The following is a 19755-nucleotide window of genomic DNA, read 5'->3' on the forward strand; positions in this document are numbered from 1 at the left end:
GGGGATGGGGGTGAGGCTGTAGCTGGATGGGGGAGAGGCTTCTTCTCCATTGGAGAAGGGCGTTCCTTTGTATCGAAGAAGGCGTTTCTTCACATCGAAGAAACGCCCTCTTTATTTGCAAACAATAGTATTCACTTCCCGTCCTATTACTTTGCTGGAGTGAAGATGTCCTGACATGCCTTCCAATCGTAATGCTTGTAAAGCATGTTCAACTTCGCTTCACGCTCCTTAAAAGAGCCGTAGTTCTTCTTTGCATTATCGGTCCATCCCGTTTCAGCTAAGGCTGCCACACGTGGTAAGAGTTGGTAGAAAGCAAGGTCACGACCCATTATATACTCTGTCCAAAGGTTAGCTTGTACACCCTTAACATGCGTCTTTAACGCTGGTGTAGCATCATCAGGAACAGGGTTATAACTATATGTCTTCTCTGTCGGGAGATACCCTCCTATGAGCGTGAGTCTATTGTCCTTCGTCTGATAATAGTCGATGTAATAGTACGTAGTAGGCGACATGATGACATCCAAACCACGCTTAGCAGCTTCGAAACCTCCGTCTGTTCCACGCCAACTCATGACCGTTGTCCCCTTGTCGACATCGCCTTCGAGGATCTCATCCCAGCCTATAATCGAGCGTCCCTTAGCGGCAAGGTGCTTTGCAACTTGGCTCATGAAGTAACATTGTAATTGCGCTTCTGCAGAGAATCCATTCGATCCTTTCAATCCGAGTTTCTTAATCTCTGCCTGGCAACGAGAGCATTCCTTCCATCTGTCACGAGGCGATTCATCACCTCCAATGTGGATGTATTTAGATGGAAATATGTCTACTATCTCATCGAGAACATTATTAACAAACTCGTAAGTCTGTGGGTTTCCAGCACAGAGAATGTCGGGGAATACGCCCCAAGACTCAGCCACTTTGTAAGGTCCACCAGTACATCCAAGCTCTGGATAAGCAGCCAGTGCGCCTAGCATGTGACCGGGCATATCAATCTCAGGAATCACTGTTATGTGACGTTTGGCAGCGTATTTTACGACCTCACGCATATCGTCCTTGGTGTAATAACCACCATAAGGAGTATCGTCATAAAGCCCTGTGTTGCGTCCAATTACCGTCTGCGCACGCTTCGAACCGACCTCAGTTAACTTCGGATAGCGGTCTATCTGTGCCCTCCACCCTTGGTCTTCTGTGAGGTGCCAATGGAATGTGTTGATGTTATGAAGTGCCAACATATCAATGAATTCCTTGATGAAATCCATCTTAAAGTAATGTCTCGCACAATCGAGCATCGTACCACGATAGCTGAAACGAGGCTGGTCAATGATTTGAGCAAGAGGGAAGCTGACGTTCTTTGCCTGCTCTACTGGCAATGACTTACGCAATGTTTGTATGCCATAGAACACTCCTGCGGCTGTCTTCCCTTCGATGGTAATGGTCTTAGTCTTTACTGTTATGACATATCCCTCATCGTTTTCTATCTTGTTATTGAGCTTTAGTATGATAACAGAACCCTTCTTGCTCGTGCCTTCTGGGGTGATTCCTGTGTTCTCACGAATATATTGTTTTAGAAATTGCACATTGCGTTGCATCGCCTCATCAGGGCTTAGTGAGAGGACAGAAGTTGTACCATCAAGTACAAAGGCTTCGCCTTTCTGCAGCGCAATAGATTGTGGTAAAGGTACTACCTGATAGTCTGCATCTGTGGCATGTAGGGCTATTGACGCCATCATAAGAGCCACAGAAAGTAGGATCTTTCTCATTTTCTTCGTTGTTTCTAAATGTTTTGTATTGATAAATAAATTGTTTTCTTCGTTAGAGATAGGACTGGATAAGCCCATTACTCATAGTCCCGTGAGATTGTCTATAGTGTGAGTTCGAGAACATAGTCAATCTCCTTCGGAGCCTCATCCATGTTAACTGTAATGCCATCACCCGTCTTTGTGAATCGAACAGGCTTCCCCGTGGCAAAGACTTTAGCACTCTTTACCTTGCGATTGCCCGTCGGGAGATACAAACTAGAGTCCATGCAATCAAGGATGTGGACGTATAACTTGTTGCCACGCTGCGTGCTTACGCCCCAGTCGTGAGGTGCAATTATACCGCCACGAGTGCCATAGATGGTCTCACCATATTGTTTCAACCATTCCCCCATAGCCTTTAGTCTATTCAAGGCAAGGTCTGGCAGGGCACCACCAGGCTCTGGACCGATGTTGAGCAAGAGGTTTGCATTCTTCCCAGCAGCCCTCACGAGCATCTGAATCAACTCCTTCGGCGACTTGTAAAGGGTATCGGTAATGTTGTAACCCCAGTGGTCGTTGATCGTTTGACACGACTCCAATGGTAACCGACTGATGTCTTGTCCTGACAAACCAGCCTTATTCTCGCCTGGTAAATCACGCTCGAATATCTGGATGTCTTCGCCTTCATTAGGTGTTTGATGGTGGTTATTACCAATGAGGCATTGCGGTTGTAGCTTATGAATGAGGGCATATTGCTCTGGTAACTGCCAATCGAAAGGCTTTGAATCACTATCATGATCCCACCAACCATCAAACCATATCGCACCGACGGGACCATAGTTTGTGAGCAACTCAGTTAGTTGTGTATTCATGAAATGATAGTAACTTGCCCAGTTTGCCTTGCTCTTGTCACGCCCAGTACCTAGTCCGGTGCGCCCTTGTGGATAGTCCTCCCTACCCCAATCGAGGTGTGAGTAATAGAGGTGGAGCTTAATTCCTTGTCGCTGACAAGCCGCTGCCAGTTCCTTAATAATATCCCTTTTGAAGGGCGTTCCATCGACAGTGTTATAGGTACTCGTTGCTGTCTTGAAGAGCGAGAAACCATCGTGATGACGGGTGGTAATGGTGATATACTTCGCACCAGCGTCCTTGATAGCCTTCACCCAAGCGTCTGCGTCGAACTCAGAAGGGTAGAAGGTCTTAGCTAACTTAGGGTATTCTCGATAGTTAATGTCCTTGTTGTGCATCACCCACTCGCCCACTCCCATCATCGAGTAGAGCCCCCAATGCAGGAAGACACCGAACTTCTCATCTTGAAATTGTTGACGTGCTTGAATGTTTTCAGGCGTTGGATGATAGGCTTCTTGTGCCCAACTCGTGTGCGCAAGGAGCATGATTACAACTGAAAGTAAAGTCTTTTTCATTCTAATAGGTAATTGTTTAGGTTGTTTGCAAAGATAGTTAAAAACTTTGATAAGTATGCACTCAAAGGGAAGAAGATATGTCCTTTATACAGGTTAAACCTCTTTTCGATTGCAGAAAATCCACCCTTAGTGGATTACCTGCACCTTTCTAGGCTCTTCCTCGCCCACCTTTATTATATAGACACCTGATGGTAAGTTGTCGAAGTAGAGCTTATCTCCCTTGCTCATCATACTCTTAACCAGCATACCTGCCGTGTTATAAATACCAACAAGAGTACCAGTCTTCGTGCCTGTGAGCGTTATCTGTCCTTTATATGTAGTGATTTTAATGGCATCCGAAACCTTGGTCGCGGTGATACCATTGGGTATGTTACCTACAACATCATCCTTTTTACGTTCGATGAAAAGCTGTACACCGCTCGTCTTACCGCCTCGTTCCACTGTCCATGTGCGTGTGGTAAGGTTATCGTCAGTGGTTTCTGTATAAGTGACAGGTACCATCTGTCCCTGTACTGATGCTGTGATATTCGGTTTCGGAGGCATTTCATCGTTTTTGCCAATGGTCATATAGGTTTCTTCTGGTACTCCTTTAAACTCCACTTCAGGCTTCGTAACCTCAATACCACCGTCTTTTTTCGAGTTATTCGATATGTCGTAATAACGGATATCATCGCCTATTGTCTCTATACGGAGCAGTCCCTCGCTAGCAAAGTAGATGTCTATTTTCTCTCCAGTATCGGGTATTACGAAGCTATAAGTGGGCACTCTCTTCATCAATCGTTGCGGAATAAAGACATCGCAAGCGCCATCGTTGTCCGTTGAAGGGAGCAAGACGTGGCGGAAGGTATGTCCCATATCATCCGACATCAGCACTCGCACCTTACTTCCTGATCGAAAGAATGACTTGTCAACTGTCCATGTCAAATGCAGGAGATCACCCTTCTCATAATGATTATCAATGGTTGTTGTAAGTTTAAAAGGCGTAGCTCTTACGACCTTGATGTTCGCTATGTAACTATCATAAAGGGGTGCTTGATGTTTCTGCATAGCCTCCTCTACAGGGAGAGCATCACTCACACTGAACCAGAAACGATAGTCTCCTACAGGGATACTATTCGAATTGGTCACCTCCGCACCAGTGCCATTATACCTCACACCAAAGTCTATTACATTGCTTTGTTGTGGTGCATAAACAGGGAAGTGAGCGGGCTTCTGCGGTGTACATCCATATTGATTAAAGGTGTAATGAAGCGTTTTTTGCTCCTGATCCGTTGCATAAACAGGAATGGAGAAAAACGTTCCTTCTGGTACAACATAGGTGTCCTTCATGCGTTCGCGATCGATGTGTGGAGCTGTATTAGTCGTATTTGGGAATCGTTCCACCAATCGGTAATCAGCCTTCGGGGTCTCATGAAGGATCTTCTTGAGGCACTCCAATGATACAAAGTCCTGCTCCGATGATGATCCATAACTAATGATTGACTGTCCAGAACCAGGTTCCGTGCCATATCCGAGCATCCCTTGACTCTGTGTAAAGGGGTGGTTTGAACCCAATAAATGCCCCAGTTCATGAGCGATGGTGGGCATGGATTGATTGATGACAATGCCTGTTCCCTTCCAAGTATCATTCCATATCCCCCCGACGGAAGCAAGTCCTTGCATTCCACCACTATCTGAGTAATCGAGAACAATACCTATATCGTAGTTGTCAATACCAATAGCTGCATTGATGAGAGCGGTTCCATCTTGATAAGTATAGTCCCGATTGTAAGTCTTTTCGACCAATCGTTCGTCCTTGATAACCTTGAATTGCAATCCAAAGTCACGTACATAGATACTATTCAGATAGGTTTCCAGCTCTGTCCAAAAGGCTTTGATCTTATCGAAGTTGCCGTTGAATTTCTCGGAGTTGTACTCCTTTGCACTCATAAAGACAGCCAGTCTCATCACACGATAAACACCATCTGTCACCTTCGTATCCTCTTCTTCACTACCTCGTGTGCGTATTCTCTCTTGTAGGGGATCGATACCCAACACTCCACACTTCATCTCCTTCGACTCTAACGGATGGTTGACAACCTGCGCATGGAGCTTTGACTGCAATGTTGGAAACACCATTAATGCACCCACGAGGGTAATGGTTGGTAAGATTCGACTCATCTTGTAATGTCTTAAATAGTTGTTTCTTAGAAATAAATAGAACTCTGTTTAATTACTGCAAAGGCTTGACAGGTATCTTATCGACATACTTTTTCAATAGATCTCGTCGACAGAAATTGAAGCCAGCAAGGCTTAGGTAGGCTGCATCCTTCGACACTCTTTCACGGAAGCTATCGTAGTTTTTGAGCTTTTCGGGCGTCCATCCTGCTTCAGCAACAGCCAGTAGGCGAGGCAAAGCGAGGTATTCTAGGTAAGAGACTGTCTTTACATGCTCTGTCCAAAACGTCGCTTGCACACCTTGATAATAGGTTTGCAATGATGCTGGTAGGCCTTCGGGAACAGGTTTAACACAATAGGTAACACGCAAGCTATCCGCTCCTTTGCCTGCTGCGTTAGGCTCATCTGCAGCCGTACTCTGCCTCCTGTTGATATAATAAGGGCCGAAGAAGGTCACGACATTATCGAGTTTCTGCTCCGCTGCCATGCGTGCCGACTGTGCTGCGGGGTACCAACAATAGACCTTCACGTTCGCTTCCTTGATCAGATCTAACTCTGTTCCTTCAGCCGTAATAGCCTCGTTCCACACCGCTGTTGTGCGTCCTCTCGAATGGAGATAGTCCGCCATCTGCTTGATAAAACGGCTCTGCAACTGTCGGTAGTTATGGAGTCCTTCTGTCTTATAGAGGCTTTGGCACTCCTCATTCTGCCGCCAGGCATCGTCTGGACACTCGTCTCCTCCGATGTGAACAATGCGTCCGGGGAAGAGATCGCACACCTCTTTTAATATGTCACGAGCGAAGTCCACGGCTGCAGGATTAGCCACATTCAACACATCATGAGACACTCCCCACTCTGTCCAAACGCTATGCTGCCCTGCAGGGTCGCAACTATACTCTGGGTAAGCGGCCATTGCTGCCATGAAGTGACCGGGCATATCGATCTCAGGAATCACGTTGATATGTCGCTGATGAGCATAAGCTACGATCTCCCGAATCTCCTCTTGTGTGTAAAAGAAGGGTCCGTAAGGTTCGTTACTACGCACTTCTCCTAATTTCACATCCGAGTATTTCGTACCAGGGGCAGTAGCTCCAACGGTGGTTAAGCGCGGATACTTCTTTATCTCGATACGCCATCCTTGATCGTCAGTGAGGTGCCAATGAAAGTTATTCATCTTGTAGTTCGCCATGAGATCAAGCAGTCTTTTAATCTCAGAAACGCCGAAGAAGTGGCGAGCCACGTCCAACATGAAGCCACGATAAGCGAAGCGTGGACTGTCCGTAATGCTCATGCAAGGTAGAGTGAGGGCTGTCTTCTCCATCTTCTGACGGGCTGCGAAGGCTGGTGGCAGAAGCTTTTTAATAGTTTGGAAGGCATAGAAAAATCCTGCTGTGGTCGTTGCCTTAATCGTAATATCCTGCTGCGTGATATGGAGCTGATAGCCTTCTACGCCCTCGGTTGTCGTGCGTATGAGATAGATAAAAGGGTTCTTAAGATTCTTCGAAACCTTGAGTTGGCGGTTAGTTACCTGCTGGTAATGGGCAGCAAAGTTCTTAGCTTCCGCCAAGATCGTATCTGGAAGCTGTCGACCACCTATCGAGAACGAAGCAGGCAAACGCAGTGTTCCACCCGTCGCAACGATTTCGCGCGGTTGAGGAATGAGTCCGATGGCTTGTTGCGCACGCATGGCACAACTGAAAGTAACGGCTATCAGTAAAAGAAAGAATCTGTTCTTTTGCATGAGGATATAGTTATATAATAAGGTATTGGTTATATTGGTCTACATAAAGATTAGGTTTTCATGTGCCATAAACACGCCCACAAAGATAGCAAATTATTTTGACTTGTTCACTTCTTCACCCCTTTTTTGTATCTTTGCAGCAAGTTAACTAAAATGTAAGGAAACGTTATGGGAATGATAGATAAATGTTGTTCGTGGATGAAGAGACGCATGGGAGGACAGGTAACAGTCGGTGAGATATTCTTTTCGATGTTACTCCTTTCACTCCTTCTTGCATGGCCTTTAGTTGCCTTGATGACGGTCTTTTTATATGACCAAAGCAGTGTTCCACTGGCTATTGATATATCCAGATGGGTGGTTACACTCGTTATCTGGCTTTATCCTGTATATATCATTCCCTTGCTCTTCATGGCTAAGAAGATGGCAAGGAAGCATGGGAAAGCATTGTTGTTTTATATCATCTCGGGTGCACCTATTATATTACTGGCACTCAGCATACTCTTAGCTGTGAGTCCATTAGCGCAAGAGTTGCCAAAAGGAGCAGACTTCTTCACTTATAAACGGATTGGAGATGAAATCGGCGGAAGCTACTCGATGGATGAAAACCATGTGTATTATATGCTTCAAGAGGTTAAGGGGGCGGATGCCAAGACATTCCAGGTTATGACCAACGAGGGCGATTATGGCGTGGATAAAAACCATGTTTACTATCTTGGGGAGGTGTTAAAAGGGGCTGATCCAACGACCTTTAAGGTGGGAAAGAACGGCAAGGCTTACGACGGGAAGGACTGTTTTATCTATGGAAAACCCTATCATGTCGCCGATTATAAAACGTTCCGTATGGGCAAAGGGAACTGGGATTTGGATTGTAAATACGCCTATTACTTGGGTGATAATGCGCAGGAAGAAGGTGCAAAGAGGCTTCGGATCAGCGATTGGAAGTCGTTTAAAGGCTTGAACGAACTGTACGCCAAGGACAATAAACAGGTGTATTTTCAAGATAAAGTGGTGCAGGGTGCCGATGCCGCCACATTCTTTACTTATAAAGACAATAAGCATGTGGGACAGGATAAGACGTGCGTTTACTACGATGGACAGCCTCGCGAATTGAAAGATTATCGACTATTAACGCCGTCAAACATCAATGATAACTATTATACTTATGGGCAATCAGTCTATAACTCTGAGCTTCTGAAGATGCCTTCATGTACTGACTTAAAGCACTTGCAATCGCTTGATTACACCGATTGGAGTAAGGACTTGCGCCATGTCTATTGGAAGAATAGGCTGGTCAAGGGCGCTAACCCAGCCACATTCAGCCCCTTGCCATCGTTGTTATTAACGATTGATTCGAGTGATGACATTAATAAAGATAACGATTACGGGAGGGATGCGACGCACATATACTATCGTGAAGTAATGCTCAAGGATGCCGATTACAACAGCTTCATCTGTGGGTGGGATGCACAAGAGCAGATGGCTTTCGCCTTCGATAAACACCGATTTTATGAGGGGCACCCAACGCCTTTGATACGTAAGTATAGAGGCTCCACCCACGCCTACAACTAGCCTCACCCCCGTCCATCTACAGCCTCACCCCCGTCCCCTCTCCGAATGGAAAAGCCTCCCCCAACCCCTCCGAAGGGAGGGGAGAGCCTAACGGGAGCTAGCTAGGAAAAGGCACTCTTAATACAAAGGGGGCGTCTCTTTGATGCAAGGAGAGGCTTTTTTCGACATAAGGAAACGCCCTCTTCAAATCGAGAAGGGCGTTTCTTTAATTCTAAAATATTATTACCTCTATTCCTGTTTAGCATTACTTTACAAGCTAATAGTAGTAATTACGCCCCTCTCCATTCGGAGAGGGGACGGGGGTGAGGCTGTAGAGGGTTGAGAGTTAGGCTTCTCTTCCCTTCCTACTGCGCAATAATCTCCTTGATCATAGCGATGAGTTTCTCCTCACCTAAGCCCGAGCGCTCACCAGCGGAAGCAATCGTTGCCTTCTTGAGGATGAGTTTTCCAAGTGGAGAGTTTAGCATTTTGAAAGGTGTGTAACGTGCTGCAAGTTCCTTTTTCAGTGTTGGATAAGCTGCAAAAAGGTCTTTTAGCTGCGTTTCGGGTGTGATGGCAATAGGTTTCTTTGCCGTCCCTTCAGTTGAATCAGAGCCTTCTTCGGGATTAGCTGGGGTGCTTCCTGTATTGTTACCAGTGGGAGAGTTTGGTTCCTGATTAGCCCATGTTAATAGCGTTTGAGAGCCTGTCAGCGAACGAATATGTGTGCAATCCTGCATCATTTCGAGTACACCTCGGAAATTACCAGCGTCATCGTGCACCGCAAAATAGACGATGTAAAGGAACACCTCAGGCTTGTTAATCCAAAATTCAGCCTTATCCTGCTCCCCATTACGGAACTTCTCAACAATCTCCTTAACGATATGTACGCTCTTACGAGGGTGACAGTTGGATACTTCACGACCAATGACATTCTTCGAACGAGGGAATATTCGATGGTCAGTGTCCGAATAGAACTTCACCAATTCATGCTCATCTACGAAAGAGATGTCTACTGGTAAGTGCTTATAAATAAGGTTGATTTGTTCCAAGGTGAGCTTTCCCGTGGTTACATCTAACTCCTGATCTTTTCCAACGGAATAGCCATGTTTCTTTAAAAGTGCCTGTAAGTCAGCCGCAAAGGAGCTATCATCAGCGGTGGATGTTGTGGCAGTCTTTGGCGTTTCTTCATGCTTAACATCAAAGAAAGCAAAGCCTATCTCTTGATCACCCGACTTCATATCCTCAAATTCGGCAGGGCTGATTAATGCCAAGGAAGTGGGATAGAGGATACGTTCCTCCTTATCCATAAGGTCGCGTGCAAGCTCTATCATCTCCTTTTGTGCAGCTATGAACTGATCCTCATCACCAGCTTCCAAGAGTTGATAACAGTTCTTGATAGCATCTCGAACGATGTCATCAAAGTTCCACATCGTCGTTGTTGGTCGATCAAAACCTTTCTTTTCCAATAACGGATAGAGCTGGTTTTGCTTGCGATGGTAGTGCTTTGGATATTGACGGAACTGATCGTACAATTCGAGCCATTGGTTTTTAATGACGGGATATTGCACTAGGTCCTCTGCAGCAAGCAATAGTTTGCGCATCTCATCATTCTCTTTATAATAATGTGTAAGCGGATGGTCGGCTGGTAACTCTGGTCGACTCGTGTCCATGAACCCCTCCAGTAGCTCATTCACCTTGCGCATATCCACACGTACACACTCGTCTTCAGCACCATCTTTAAGCGTTTGCTCCATGTAAGCAATGTGATAGGGGCGAATCTTCCCCACCTTTGTTCGCATGATTTCACGTGCATCCTCGAGTGTTATCTTACCTGTTTCGTAACGCTCCTCAACGTCAAGAAGCGCCTTCATCTTATCCATTTCTATCTCTGGGAGATAGTCTTTCATCTTATTAACCATAGTCTGTTACAGATTAAATATTCGTTTGTTGCAAAGGTACTTACTGATAACGAATATCTTAGATAACATTTGTTACCTGGTGATGTTAAATCCTTTTGGTTTTTAGTTAAATAATCTTTTAAATCCTGGAAGTCGCTACTTCTTAATCAGAAAGTAGTGTGTTTGCAAGCTTAAAATACTTCTCCTCTCATAACCTCATCCACTTTTATATCCGTCTTATCGGTTGGGATGTGTGCAAAGAACTGAAAGGAGAAGCAGACAGCGAGCTTATAAGCACGACTTATCAGCGGTAGGAAGCGATCGTAATAGCCTCTTCCACGTCCGAGGCGATTACATTCTGCATCGAAAGCCATGCCCGGAATAAGGGCAAAGTCGATGCTTTCATAATCATCGAAATAGTTACCAGTGGGTTCCATGATTCCATATGAACTGCATTCCATTGCTTCCCACCCCCGAAAGAGACGCAGTTCCATCTCCGTCGGACTCACTACTACGGGTAGCAGTATGCGCTTCCCGTCATCGTAGAGTTGCTGAATAAGCTCGTGTGTGTTGACTTCGTCGGGCATTGAGGTATATAAGAAAATGGTATTAGCAACCCTTAATTGCGGATGAGCCTGCACCTTATTTATAATAAGGTGTGACTGTTCTGTGAGTTCTTCAGCCGTGAACTGCTGTTTGAGCAGTCGTACATAACGGCGCAACTCAGGCTTCGTTTTCCCCCTAAAGTCCTCCTCCCATGTGGGAGAGGAGGGTTTAGGAGACAGGTTGTATGTCATTATCTTCTTAGATTAGGACGGGTTCGTCCGTGTGAAACAGACGTATCCCGTGCATGATTTTGAGGTTTTAGAAGAAGGCTCCGAGGCATCTTGAAGACACTTAAAGCCCGCTTTATAGTTTCGTCCGTGAGGTTAGCATACTCGTAAAGAGCCTGCTCATCAAGGATATTATAGATGATTCTACTGTTGAGGTAATCCTCCAGTAGGGTGTGCGAACGCATGATCATGAGGTTACGACGATGTAGCCCGTTGCGGTCGGCATAGTTAGCAAAGTCGCTGACAAGGTTCTGCTTAGACAGATAAGCAGCTAGTGGGCGCATCTCTGTGTAGGTACTTAACTTCTTACGATACTTGTCCGTGTAATTGAAGCAATACTGCATCATCAGTCCACTAAGCACCGCCTCTTTGAAATAAGACGTCACCTTCGATGTGTCCTCAGGCACGAATATATCAGGCGTAATACCTCCTCCACCATAAACAGTGCGCCCGTTATGGGTGTGATAGGCTGGTCCTTTATGCTTAATACTATCCTGTGAGAAGAATTCTCCATTCTTGTAACGTGTGAGAATGTCGTTCTCATAGTCGATGTTATCGCCTGGCTTGAATGGTTTCTGTATGCATCTGCCTGACGGAGTGTAGTATCTTGCCACTGTAAGGCGTATCATGCTACCATCAGGGAACTGTATTTGCTGTTGCACAAGACCCTTTCCAAATGATCTGCGACCCACTATTAAGGCCCTATCATTGTCCTGCATTGCCCCCGCAAAGATCTCTGCTGCAGATGCAGAGTTCTCATTGATGAGTACAACCATTGGTATATGTTGATAGCTTCCACGCCCATCACTACGGTAATCTACCCTTGGGCTCTTCCTTCCTTGTGTATATACAATGAGTCTATTCTTCGGTAGGAACTCATTAGCCATTTGTACGGCGGCATCGAGGATGCCCCCTCCATTGTCTCGAAGGTCGATTACTAACTGTCTAGCTCCTTGTATATTCAAGGATTGCAGAGCGGCAAGCATCTCTGCATAAGTGCGTTCGCCAAAGTTCTTAACACGTATATATCCAGTGGAGTCATTCAACATATAAGCTGCCGAAATACTCTTCACTGAGATGTCACCACGCATCACTGTGAATATTCTTGGTTGACGATCTCCATAGCGCAAAACGCCTATCTTGACCTTAGAATCTTTAGGTCCTTTGAGCCTGCGCATGGCTTCTTCGTTTGTAGCAGACTTCCCCACGAAAGGCTTACCACCGATACTTACCACCTTATCACCAGCCAGAATGCCAGCCTTATCAGCAGGTCCATCCTTGATAACATTCTGTACTCTCAATGTGTCGTTACGTATGATAAACTCAATACCAACGCCTGAGAAGGAGCCTTTCAAGTCGTCAGTAGCAGCCTGAACATCCTTTGCGCTGATGTAAACAGAGTGTGGATCGAGCTCCGAAAGGATCTCTGGTATAGCCTTCTCAACCAGTTCGTCGATATTGACAGAGTCGACATACTGATCATCAATGATGTGTAGTAAGTTATTCAATCGATTACTTCCACTATTGATGATATTCAATCGGTTACCAGAGAAGTGATTGGCATAAAAGGTGCCAATGAGGACTCCGATGACTACTGACACAGCCATCAACAGCGGTACGAAACGATTATTTTTATCTTTATTCATAAATGTTCTTACTTATCAGCGGGCATTTCTTACACCTTATTATATTAGTCTTGTCCGTCCTCCAAAGCCTTATATTCAACCTTTACACCAGCCTTCTCCAGCAAGTCGACACCATCGGTTAGGCGATACTTCTCGGCATATACGACTCGACGAATGCCTGCTTGGATAATCAGTTTAGAGCATTCAATACATGGAGAAGCCGTCACGTAGAGTGTTGCACCATCACTGTTATTACTGCTTCTTGCCAGTTTCGTGATAGCGTTAGCCTCGGCATGCAAGACGTAAGGAAACGTCGTTCCAGTCTCGTCCTCACAGACATTCTCGAATCCACTTGGCGTACCATTATAACCGTCACTAATAATCATCTTGTCCTTAACTACTAGTGCTCCGACCTGTCGACGACGGCAGTATGAGTTCTCCGCCCATATCCTTGCCATGCGTAGATAACGATAGTCTAGAAGGGATTGTTTGCTGTTCATGCTTAAAGCTCTTTGTTAGTTCTTATTCCATCACGCTCCATCAACGCCTGTATCGTTGGTTCCTTACCACGGAAACGCTTATAGAGTTCCATTGGATGTTCCGTCCCTCCGCGAGAGAGAATATTGTCGCGGAAACGTTGCGCAGTGCTTTGGTTGAAGATTCCTTCGTGTTTGAACACACTGAAAGCATCGGCATCCAGTACCTCAGCCCACTTGTAGCTATAGTATCCGGCAGCGTATCCTCCCGCCATGATATGCGAGAATTGCACTGTCATACACGTGTCTTTGCGTTGTTCCCCGATAATCGCCTTTGCCCAAGCCTGCTTCTCGAAAGGAATGATATCATCGGTAAACTCCTCCTTTTGTGTGTAGTATGCCATATCGAGTAAACCGAATGCAACTTGTCTTAAACAGGCTGTTGCAGCACCGAAGTTACGACTGGCAATAATCTTGTCAATCAGTTCATCGGGCATTGGTTCACCTGTTTGATAATGGAAGGCAAAGGTCTTTAAGAACTCTTTCTCTACTGCGAAGTTCTCCATGAATTGCGAGGGTAGCTCCACAAAGTCCCACCAAACGTTGGTACCAGACATGCTTTCGAAGCGCGTGTTAGCGAACATTCCATGTAGAGAATGCCCAAACTCATGCAGGAAAGTCTCGACTTCTCCGAGTCGAAGTAACGCTGGTTTGTCCTCCGTTGGCTTAGATAGATTCATCACTAAAGACGCATGCGGGCGCACGTTCTTGCCGTCTTTATCGATCCACTGACCCTGGAACTCGGTCATCCAAGCACCATCCCTCTTGCCTTTACGAGGGTGGAAATCGACGTAGAGAACCGCTAAGTAGCTGCCGTCCTTGTCGTAGACTTCATAAGGCTTAACGTCAGGATGATAAACAGGAATTGCCTTATTCTCCTTGAATGTAATACCATAAAGGCGAGTGGCAAGCCCGAATACACCTTTAATGACATTATTTACTTCAAAGTAAGGGCGTAACATCTCGGGGTCAAGATCATACTTCTTCATCTTCAGCTTATGCGTATAATAAGCTGCATCCCATGGCTCCATCTTGAAGTCTTCGCCCTCTATTTCCTTTGCTAAAGCCTCTACTTCCGCATGTTCGGATAGTGCAGTAGGCTTGTAAGCAGTTATGAGGTCATTCAGTAGTTTATAGACATTCTCCACCGAAGAAGCCATGCGATATTTCATGACATAATCAGCGTATGTATCGTAACCAAGCAACTGTGCCATCTCACGACGTAGGTTCACGAGACGCTTGCAGACCTCAAGATTATTCGTATCATTGTCCTTTATGCACAGAGTATTGCGTGCCATGAATAATTCCTGACGCAAGTCTCTTTGCGTACTGTACATCATGAATGGTCCATAACTGGGTGCATCGAGTGTGAAAACCCACCCTTCAAGCTCACGTTCTTTGGCTGCTTCGCGTGCAGTCTCACGTGCCGTATCAGGTAAACCATCGAGTTGCTGTTCGTTAATAATATGTAAGGTGTAAGCCTTATTCTCCTTAAGAAGGTTCTGAGAGAACTGCAATGAGAGCATAGAAGCCTCTTCGGTGAGCTGGCGGAGGCGGTTTTTTCCATCCTCATCAAGCAACGCACCACTACGAACAAAGCCGTCATAGCTATTCTCCAGTAGTCTGGCTTCCTCTGGTGTCAGCTCCCGATGGTGCTCATGCACGCATTTGATCCGTTCGAACACCTTAGGGTTCAGACTCACATCATTGCTATGCTTCGTGAGAATAGGGCTCATCTTCTGTGCCAGAGCATCCATCTCATCGTTCGTTTCAGCACTTAGCATATTAAAGAAAACAGCCTCCACACGATTCAACAAATCGTAGTAATGCTTTCGTCCCTGTACATCATCTTCGGGTATGATAGTATTCTCGAAGGTTGGTTCTTCGGGGTTATTAACAATCTTCTCTATTTGTTCATCCTCACGACGAATGCCCTCCATCATAGCTTCCTCATAGTCTTCTAGGCGGATACGATCGAATGGCACCGTGTCATGCGGTGTATCGTATGGTAGAAAGAAAGGGTTTTTGTGTGTCCCTTCTGTTGGTGTTTTATCTGTCATATTATATCTCTCAATCTTATCAATGTACAAAGGTAAACAAAAAAAAGGAATTTCGCTCGTATTGAGAAGATAATTAACGGAAATTTAAAAGAACTTTTTTTTAACCTCTCGTAATGGGTGGGAATAACTCGTCTAGCCTCCTCCTGCAGCCCTACTCGGCGTCTCGCTCCAACTCCTCTCCGAATGGGAAAGCCTCCCCCAAGCCATCCGAAGGGAGGGGAGAGCCTAACGGAAGCCAGTTAGAAAAAGGCACTCTTAATACAAAGAGGGCGTTTCTTTGATGCAAGGAGAGGCTCTTTTCGACATAAGGAAACGCCCTTCTCGATTGGAGAAGGGCGTTTCTTTAATTCTAGAATATTATTACATCTATTTCCGTTTAGCATTACTTTGCAAGCTAATAGCAGTAATCACGCCCCTCTCCATTCGGAGAGGGGTTGGGGGTGAGGCTGTAGATGGGACGGGGTGAGGCTGTTTGTTTGCACTTTGATTATGCTTTTTGAGTTCCAGCGAATAGCCTGTATGATGATAAAAGGTACTCGGTTTGCCTAAAAAACCTTATTACAAGCAGTCTAATTCATAGAAAAGTAGTATCTTTGCACATTAGTATGTAATTATAAAACATCGGTAGTTTAGACAACAATTAAACATTCATAATCGTGGCTGAAACAAAGTATATCTTCGTAACGGGCGGCGTTGTTTCCTCTTTAGGGAAAGGTATTATCTCGTCGTCAATCGGTAAGCTCCTGCAAGCAAGGGGTTACAACATCACCATTCAGAAGTTTGATCCGTACATAAACATCGACCCTGGAACGCTAAACCCATACGAGCATGGGGAGTGCTACGTAACTGTTGATGGTATGGAAACCGACCTTGACCTCGGTCACTATGAGCGTTTTACGGGCATAAAGACCACTAAAGCCAACTCAATGACTACTGGTCGTATCTACAAGAGTGTCATTGATAAGGAGCGTCGGGGCGATTATCTCGGTAAGACCATACAAGTTGTTCCACACATAACAGACGAGATTAAGCGTAATATCAAGCTCCTTGGCAAGAAGTATCATTATGACTTTGTGATCACAGAGATTGGTGGTACGATAGGAGATATTGAGTCGGCACCATTCTTGGAGGCTATTCGTCAGATGAAATGGGAACTCGGAAAGCGTGCTATCAACCTCCATTTGACATACGTGCCATACCTTAAAGCAGCGGGCGAGTTGAAGACTAAACCAACACAACATAGTGTGAAAGAGTTGCAGAGTGTGGGTATTCAGCCTGATATTCTCGTGCTTCGTACAGAGAAACATCTCGATGATGACATTCGCAAGAAGGTGGCTGCTTTCTGTAACGTGGACTTCGACTGCGTTGTACAAAGCGAAGACTTGCCTAGCATTTATGATGTTCCTATCAATATGCAAGCACAAGGTTTGGATGCAGCAATATTGCGTAAGTGTGGCGAAGAGGTAGGTCCTGCACCGAGCCTAGGCCCTTGGAAGGAGTTCCTCGACCGTCAACGCAAGGCAAAGAAAGAAGTTCATATCGGTCTTGTGGGCAAGTATGACCTGCAAGATGCATATAAGAGTATTCGTGAAGGACTGCTTCAAGCAGGTGTATATAACGACCATAAGACAGTTATAACATTCATTTCTTCAGAAGAGATAACCGAAGATAACGTTGCAGAAAAGCTAAAGGGACAGGACGGAATAGTGATTTGTCCGGGCTTTGGACAGCGTGGTATCGAAGGGAAAATAGTGGCAGCACATTATACACGAACCCATGACATCCCGACGTTCGGAATCTGTCTTGGTATGCAGATGATGGTTATTGAGTTTGCACGGAACGTCCTCGGATATAAGGATGCGAACTCTCGTGAGATCGACGGAAAGACTCCGCACAACGTTATTGATATCATGGAGGAGCAGAAGAACATAACCAACATGGGTGGAACAATGCGTTTGGGAGCTTACGAGTGTGTACTTCGTCAAGGCTCAAAGACATTTGATATTTATAAACAAGAACATATCCAGGAGCGTCACAGACATCGTTATGAGTTTAATAACGACTATGAGAAGGAATTTGAAAAGCATGGTATGCAGTGCGTCGGACGCAATCCTGAGAGTGAGTTAGTCGAGATTGTAGAGGTATCGGGACTACGTTGGTACATCGGAACTCAGTTCCATCCAGAGTATCAATCGACGGTTCTTCACCCACACCCATTGTTCCTCTCATTCGTAAAAGCATCTATAGACAATCAGAAAAAACAATAAATGGATAAGAAAACTATTACTGGGTTCATCCTTATAGCCCTAGTACTTTTTGGCTTTGCATGGTGGCAACAACCATCTAAAGAGCAGCTTGAACAACAACAAAAAGAGGCTCAACTCGATTCTATCGCAGCGGCTAAGAAGAACGCAAGTCAGAAACTCCTTGCAGCAAAACAAGCACAACAAAAGGCACAGGCTGCCACTGATACGACGGCTCTCTTTCATTCGGCACTGAATGGAAAGGCGCAAGATATCATACTAAAGAATGGTAAGGTGGAGTTGACCTTGTCGACTAAGGGAGGTGTTGTTCGTAAGGCAGTTATCAAGAACTATGTAGGTCATGACATTGATGTAAAGGATGGTTCTAAGGATCAGAAAGACCTTACTTTATTCAGTGGGAACGATCAGAACCTTAACTTCATGCTGTCTGCTAAGACTTCAAACATCGAAACAAAGGATCTTTACTTCACGCCTTCTAACGTCACAGATAGTACTGTTACGCTTACTGCTGAGGCTGGGAAGGGTAAGACCTTGACGCTGAACTATACCCTTGGAAAGGATTATCTCCTTCACATGTCATTGCAGGCTGAGGGCATGAGTGGTATGTTTGCACCTAATTATAACCAAATGGATATCAACTGGGAGGATAGGTGTAGACAGCAAGAACGTGGCTTTATGTTTGAGAATAGATATGCTACTCTGACTTACAAGAAGCACGATGGCAGTACAGACTACCTCAGTGAAACCTCTGAGAAAGAGGAGACTACAGAGGAGCCAATGGACTGGGTGGCATTTAAGAATCAGTTCTTTTCAGCGGTGATGATCGCTAAAGACAACTTTGCAACAGGTGCACAGCTCAAGAGTACACCGCTTGAGAAGGAGACAAAATACCTCAAGCAATATGCTGCCAACATGAAGGCTGGATTCGATCCAACGGGTAAGAAGGCGTCAGAATTCGAGTTCTACTTCGGTCCGAACGACTTCCGTCTATTGCAGTCAGTCGAGAAGGAGAGTCGCTTCGGGAAAGACCTTGACATGCAGAGACTCGTCTATCTTGGGTGGCCACTGTTCCGTATTATCAACCGATGGTTCACTCTTTACGTCTTTGACTGGCTAAGTAAAGTGTTCCCAATGGGCGTTGTTCTCATCCTTATCACCTTATTATTAAAGCTCATAACATTCCCAATGGTGAAGAAGAGTTATATGAGTTCGGCTAAGATGAGGGTGCTGAAACCAAAGCTTGATGAGGCTACTAAGCAGTTTAATAAGCCTGAAGATCAAATGCAGAAGCAGCAAGCTATGATGCAAAAATACGCCGAGTATGGTGTGAGTCCATTATCTGGTTGCTTACCAATGCTTATCCAAATGCCTATTTGGATTGCGATGTTCAACTTTGTTCCAAACGCCATCCAGTTGCGTGGAGAGAGCTTCCTTTGGATGAAGGATCTCAGTACTTACGACCCGATCTGGTCGTGGAATAGCGACTTATGGCTTATCGGTGACCACCTCTCACTGACGTGTATTCTATTCTGCGGAGCCAATCTTCTCTACTCTTGGTTCACAATGCAACAACAGAAAGATCAGATGGTTGGACAGCAAGCAGACCAAATGAAAATGATGCAATACATGATGTTTGCGATGCCACTCTTCTTCTTCTTTATGTTCAATAACTACTCTTCTGGACTCAACTTCTACTACTTTGTGTCCCTCTTCTTCTCGGCTGCTATCATGTGGACATTGCGTAAGACGACCAATGACGAGAAGCTTTTAGCAATCCTCGAAGCGCACCGAAAGGAAAAGAAGAACGATCCGAAGAAGGCGAGCGGACTCTTTGCTCGTATGCAGGCATTGCAAGAGATGCAGCAAAAACAGCAAGAGGAAATGCGTAAGAAACAGGACGAATTAAATAAAAGAAAGAAAGGTCTATAAC

The 19755-nt window shown here is 45.3% G+C and carries 12 protein-coding genes; 3 read left to right on the forward strand and 9 right to left on the reverse strand.

Features of this window, described 5'->3' with window-relative positions; all coding sequences use genetic code 11:
• Positions 1–146: 146 nt before the first annotated feature.
• From O3603_RS04575 to O3603_RS04590, 4 genes are all read right to left on the reverse strand, one after another.
• Positions 147–1757, reverse strand: a complete 1611-nt coding sequence (locus tag O3603_RS04575) for a beta-N-acetylhexosaminidase (RefSeq protein WP_371521018.1) — start codon at positions 1755–1757, stop codon at positions 147–149.
• Between the two features lie 101 nt (positions 1758–1858).
• Positions 1859–3160 (reverse strand): alpha-L-fucosidase, encoded by a 1302-nt coding sequence (locus O3603_RS04580; RefSeq protein ID WP_371521021.1) that lies wholly within the window; start codon positions 3158–3160, stop codon positions 1859–1861.
• 126 nt (positions 3161–3286) lie between these two features.
• The gene (locus tag O3603_RS04585; RefSeq protein ID WP_371521023.1) at positions 3287–5320 is read right to left on the reverse strand and encodes a reprolysin-like metallopeptidase; all 2034 of its coding nucleotides are present in this window, start codon (positions 5318–5320) and stop codon (positions 3287–3289) included.
• Positions 5321–5372: 52 nt separating this feature from the next.
• Positions 5373–7058 (reverse strand): beta-N-acetylhexosaminidase, encoded by a 1686-nt coding sequence (locus tag O3603_RS04590; RefSeq protein ID WP_371521026.1) that lies wholly within the window; start codon positions 7056–7058, stop codon positions 5373–5375.
• A 174-nt stretch (positions 7059–7232) separates the two neighbouring features.
• Here O3603_RS04590 and O3603_RS04595 point away from each other — a divergent pair, with 174 nt between their 5' ends.
• Complete coding sequence (locus O3603_RS04595) at positions 7233–8627, forward strand: DKNYY domain-containing protein (RefSeq protein ID WP_371521029.1); 1395 nt, start codon at positions 7233–7235, stop codon at positions 8625–8627.
• 344 nt (positions 8628–8971) lie between these two features.
• Here O3603_RS04595 and O3603_RS04600 read toward each other — a convergent pair whose 3' ends face one another.
• The 5 genes from O3603_RS04600 to O3603_RS04620 form a co-directional block, all read right to left on the reverse strand.
• Positions 8972–10528, reverse strand: a complete 1557-nt coding sequence (locus tag O3603_RS04600; RefSeq protein ID WP_371521031.1) for a DUF438 domain-containing protein — start codon at positions 10526–10528, stop codon at positions 8972–8974.
• Between the two features lie 170 nt (positions 10529–10698).
• Positions 10699–11304 (reverse strand): 5-formyltetrahydrofolate cyclo-ligase, encoded by a 606-nt coding sequence (locus O3603_RS04605; protein WP_287315157.1) that lies wholly within the window; start codon positions 11302–11304, stop codon positions 10699–10701.
• On the reverse strand, positions 11304–12986 hold the full coding sequence (locus O3603_RS04610) for a S41 family peptidase (RefSeq protein WP_371521034.1): 1683 nt from the start codon (positions 12984–12986) through the stop codon (positions 11304–11306). Before O3603_RS04610 ends, O3603_RS04605 begins: the two co-directional genes overlap by 1 nt.
• A 44-nt stretch (positions 12987–13030) precedes the next feature.
• On the reverse strand, positions 13031–13465 hold the full coding sequence (locus tag O3603_RS04615; protein WP_371521036.1) for a cytidine/deoxycytidylate deaminase family protein: 435 nt from the start codon (positions 13463–13465) through the stop codon (positions 13031–13033).
• 2 nt (positions 13466–13467) lie between these two features.
• On the reverse strand, positions 13468–15561 hold the full coding sequence (locus tag O3603_RS04620) for a M3 family metallopeptidase (RefSeq protein ID WP_371521039.1): 2094 nt from the start codon (positions 15559–15561) through the stop codon (positions 13468–13470).
• Positions 15562–16217: 656 nt separating this feature from the next.
• Here O3603_RS04620 and O3603_RS04625 point away from each other — a divergent pair.
• Positions 16218–17828 carry a CTP synthase gene (locus tag O3603_RS04625; RefSeq protein WP_288953579.1) on the forward strand — a complete coding sequence of 537 codons (1611 nt, stop codon included), beginning with the start codon at positions 16218–16220 and terminating at the stop codon, positions 17826–17828.
• Entirely contained in the window at positions 17829–19754 is a 1926-nt protein-coding gene (gene yidC / locus O3603_RS04630) for a membrane protein insertase YidC (RefSeq protein WP_371521042.1), read from the forward strand.
• The last annotated feature ends 1 nt before the right edge of the window (position 19755 follow it).

It is taken from the genome of Prevotella sp. 20925_1_30, assembly GCF_041433025.1.
GTDB lineage: Bacteria > Bacteroidota > Bacteroidia > Bacteroidales > Bacteroidaceae > Prevotella > Prevotella vespertina.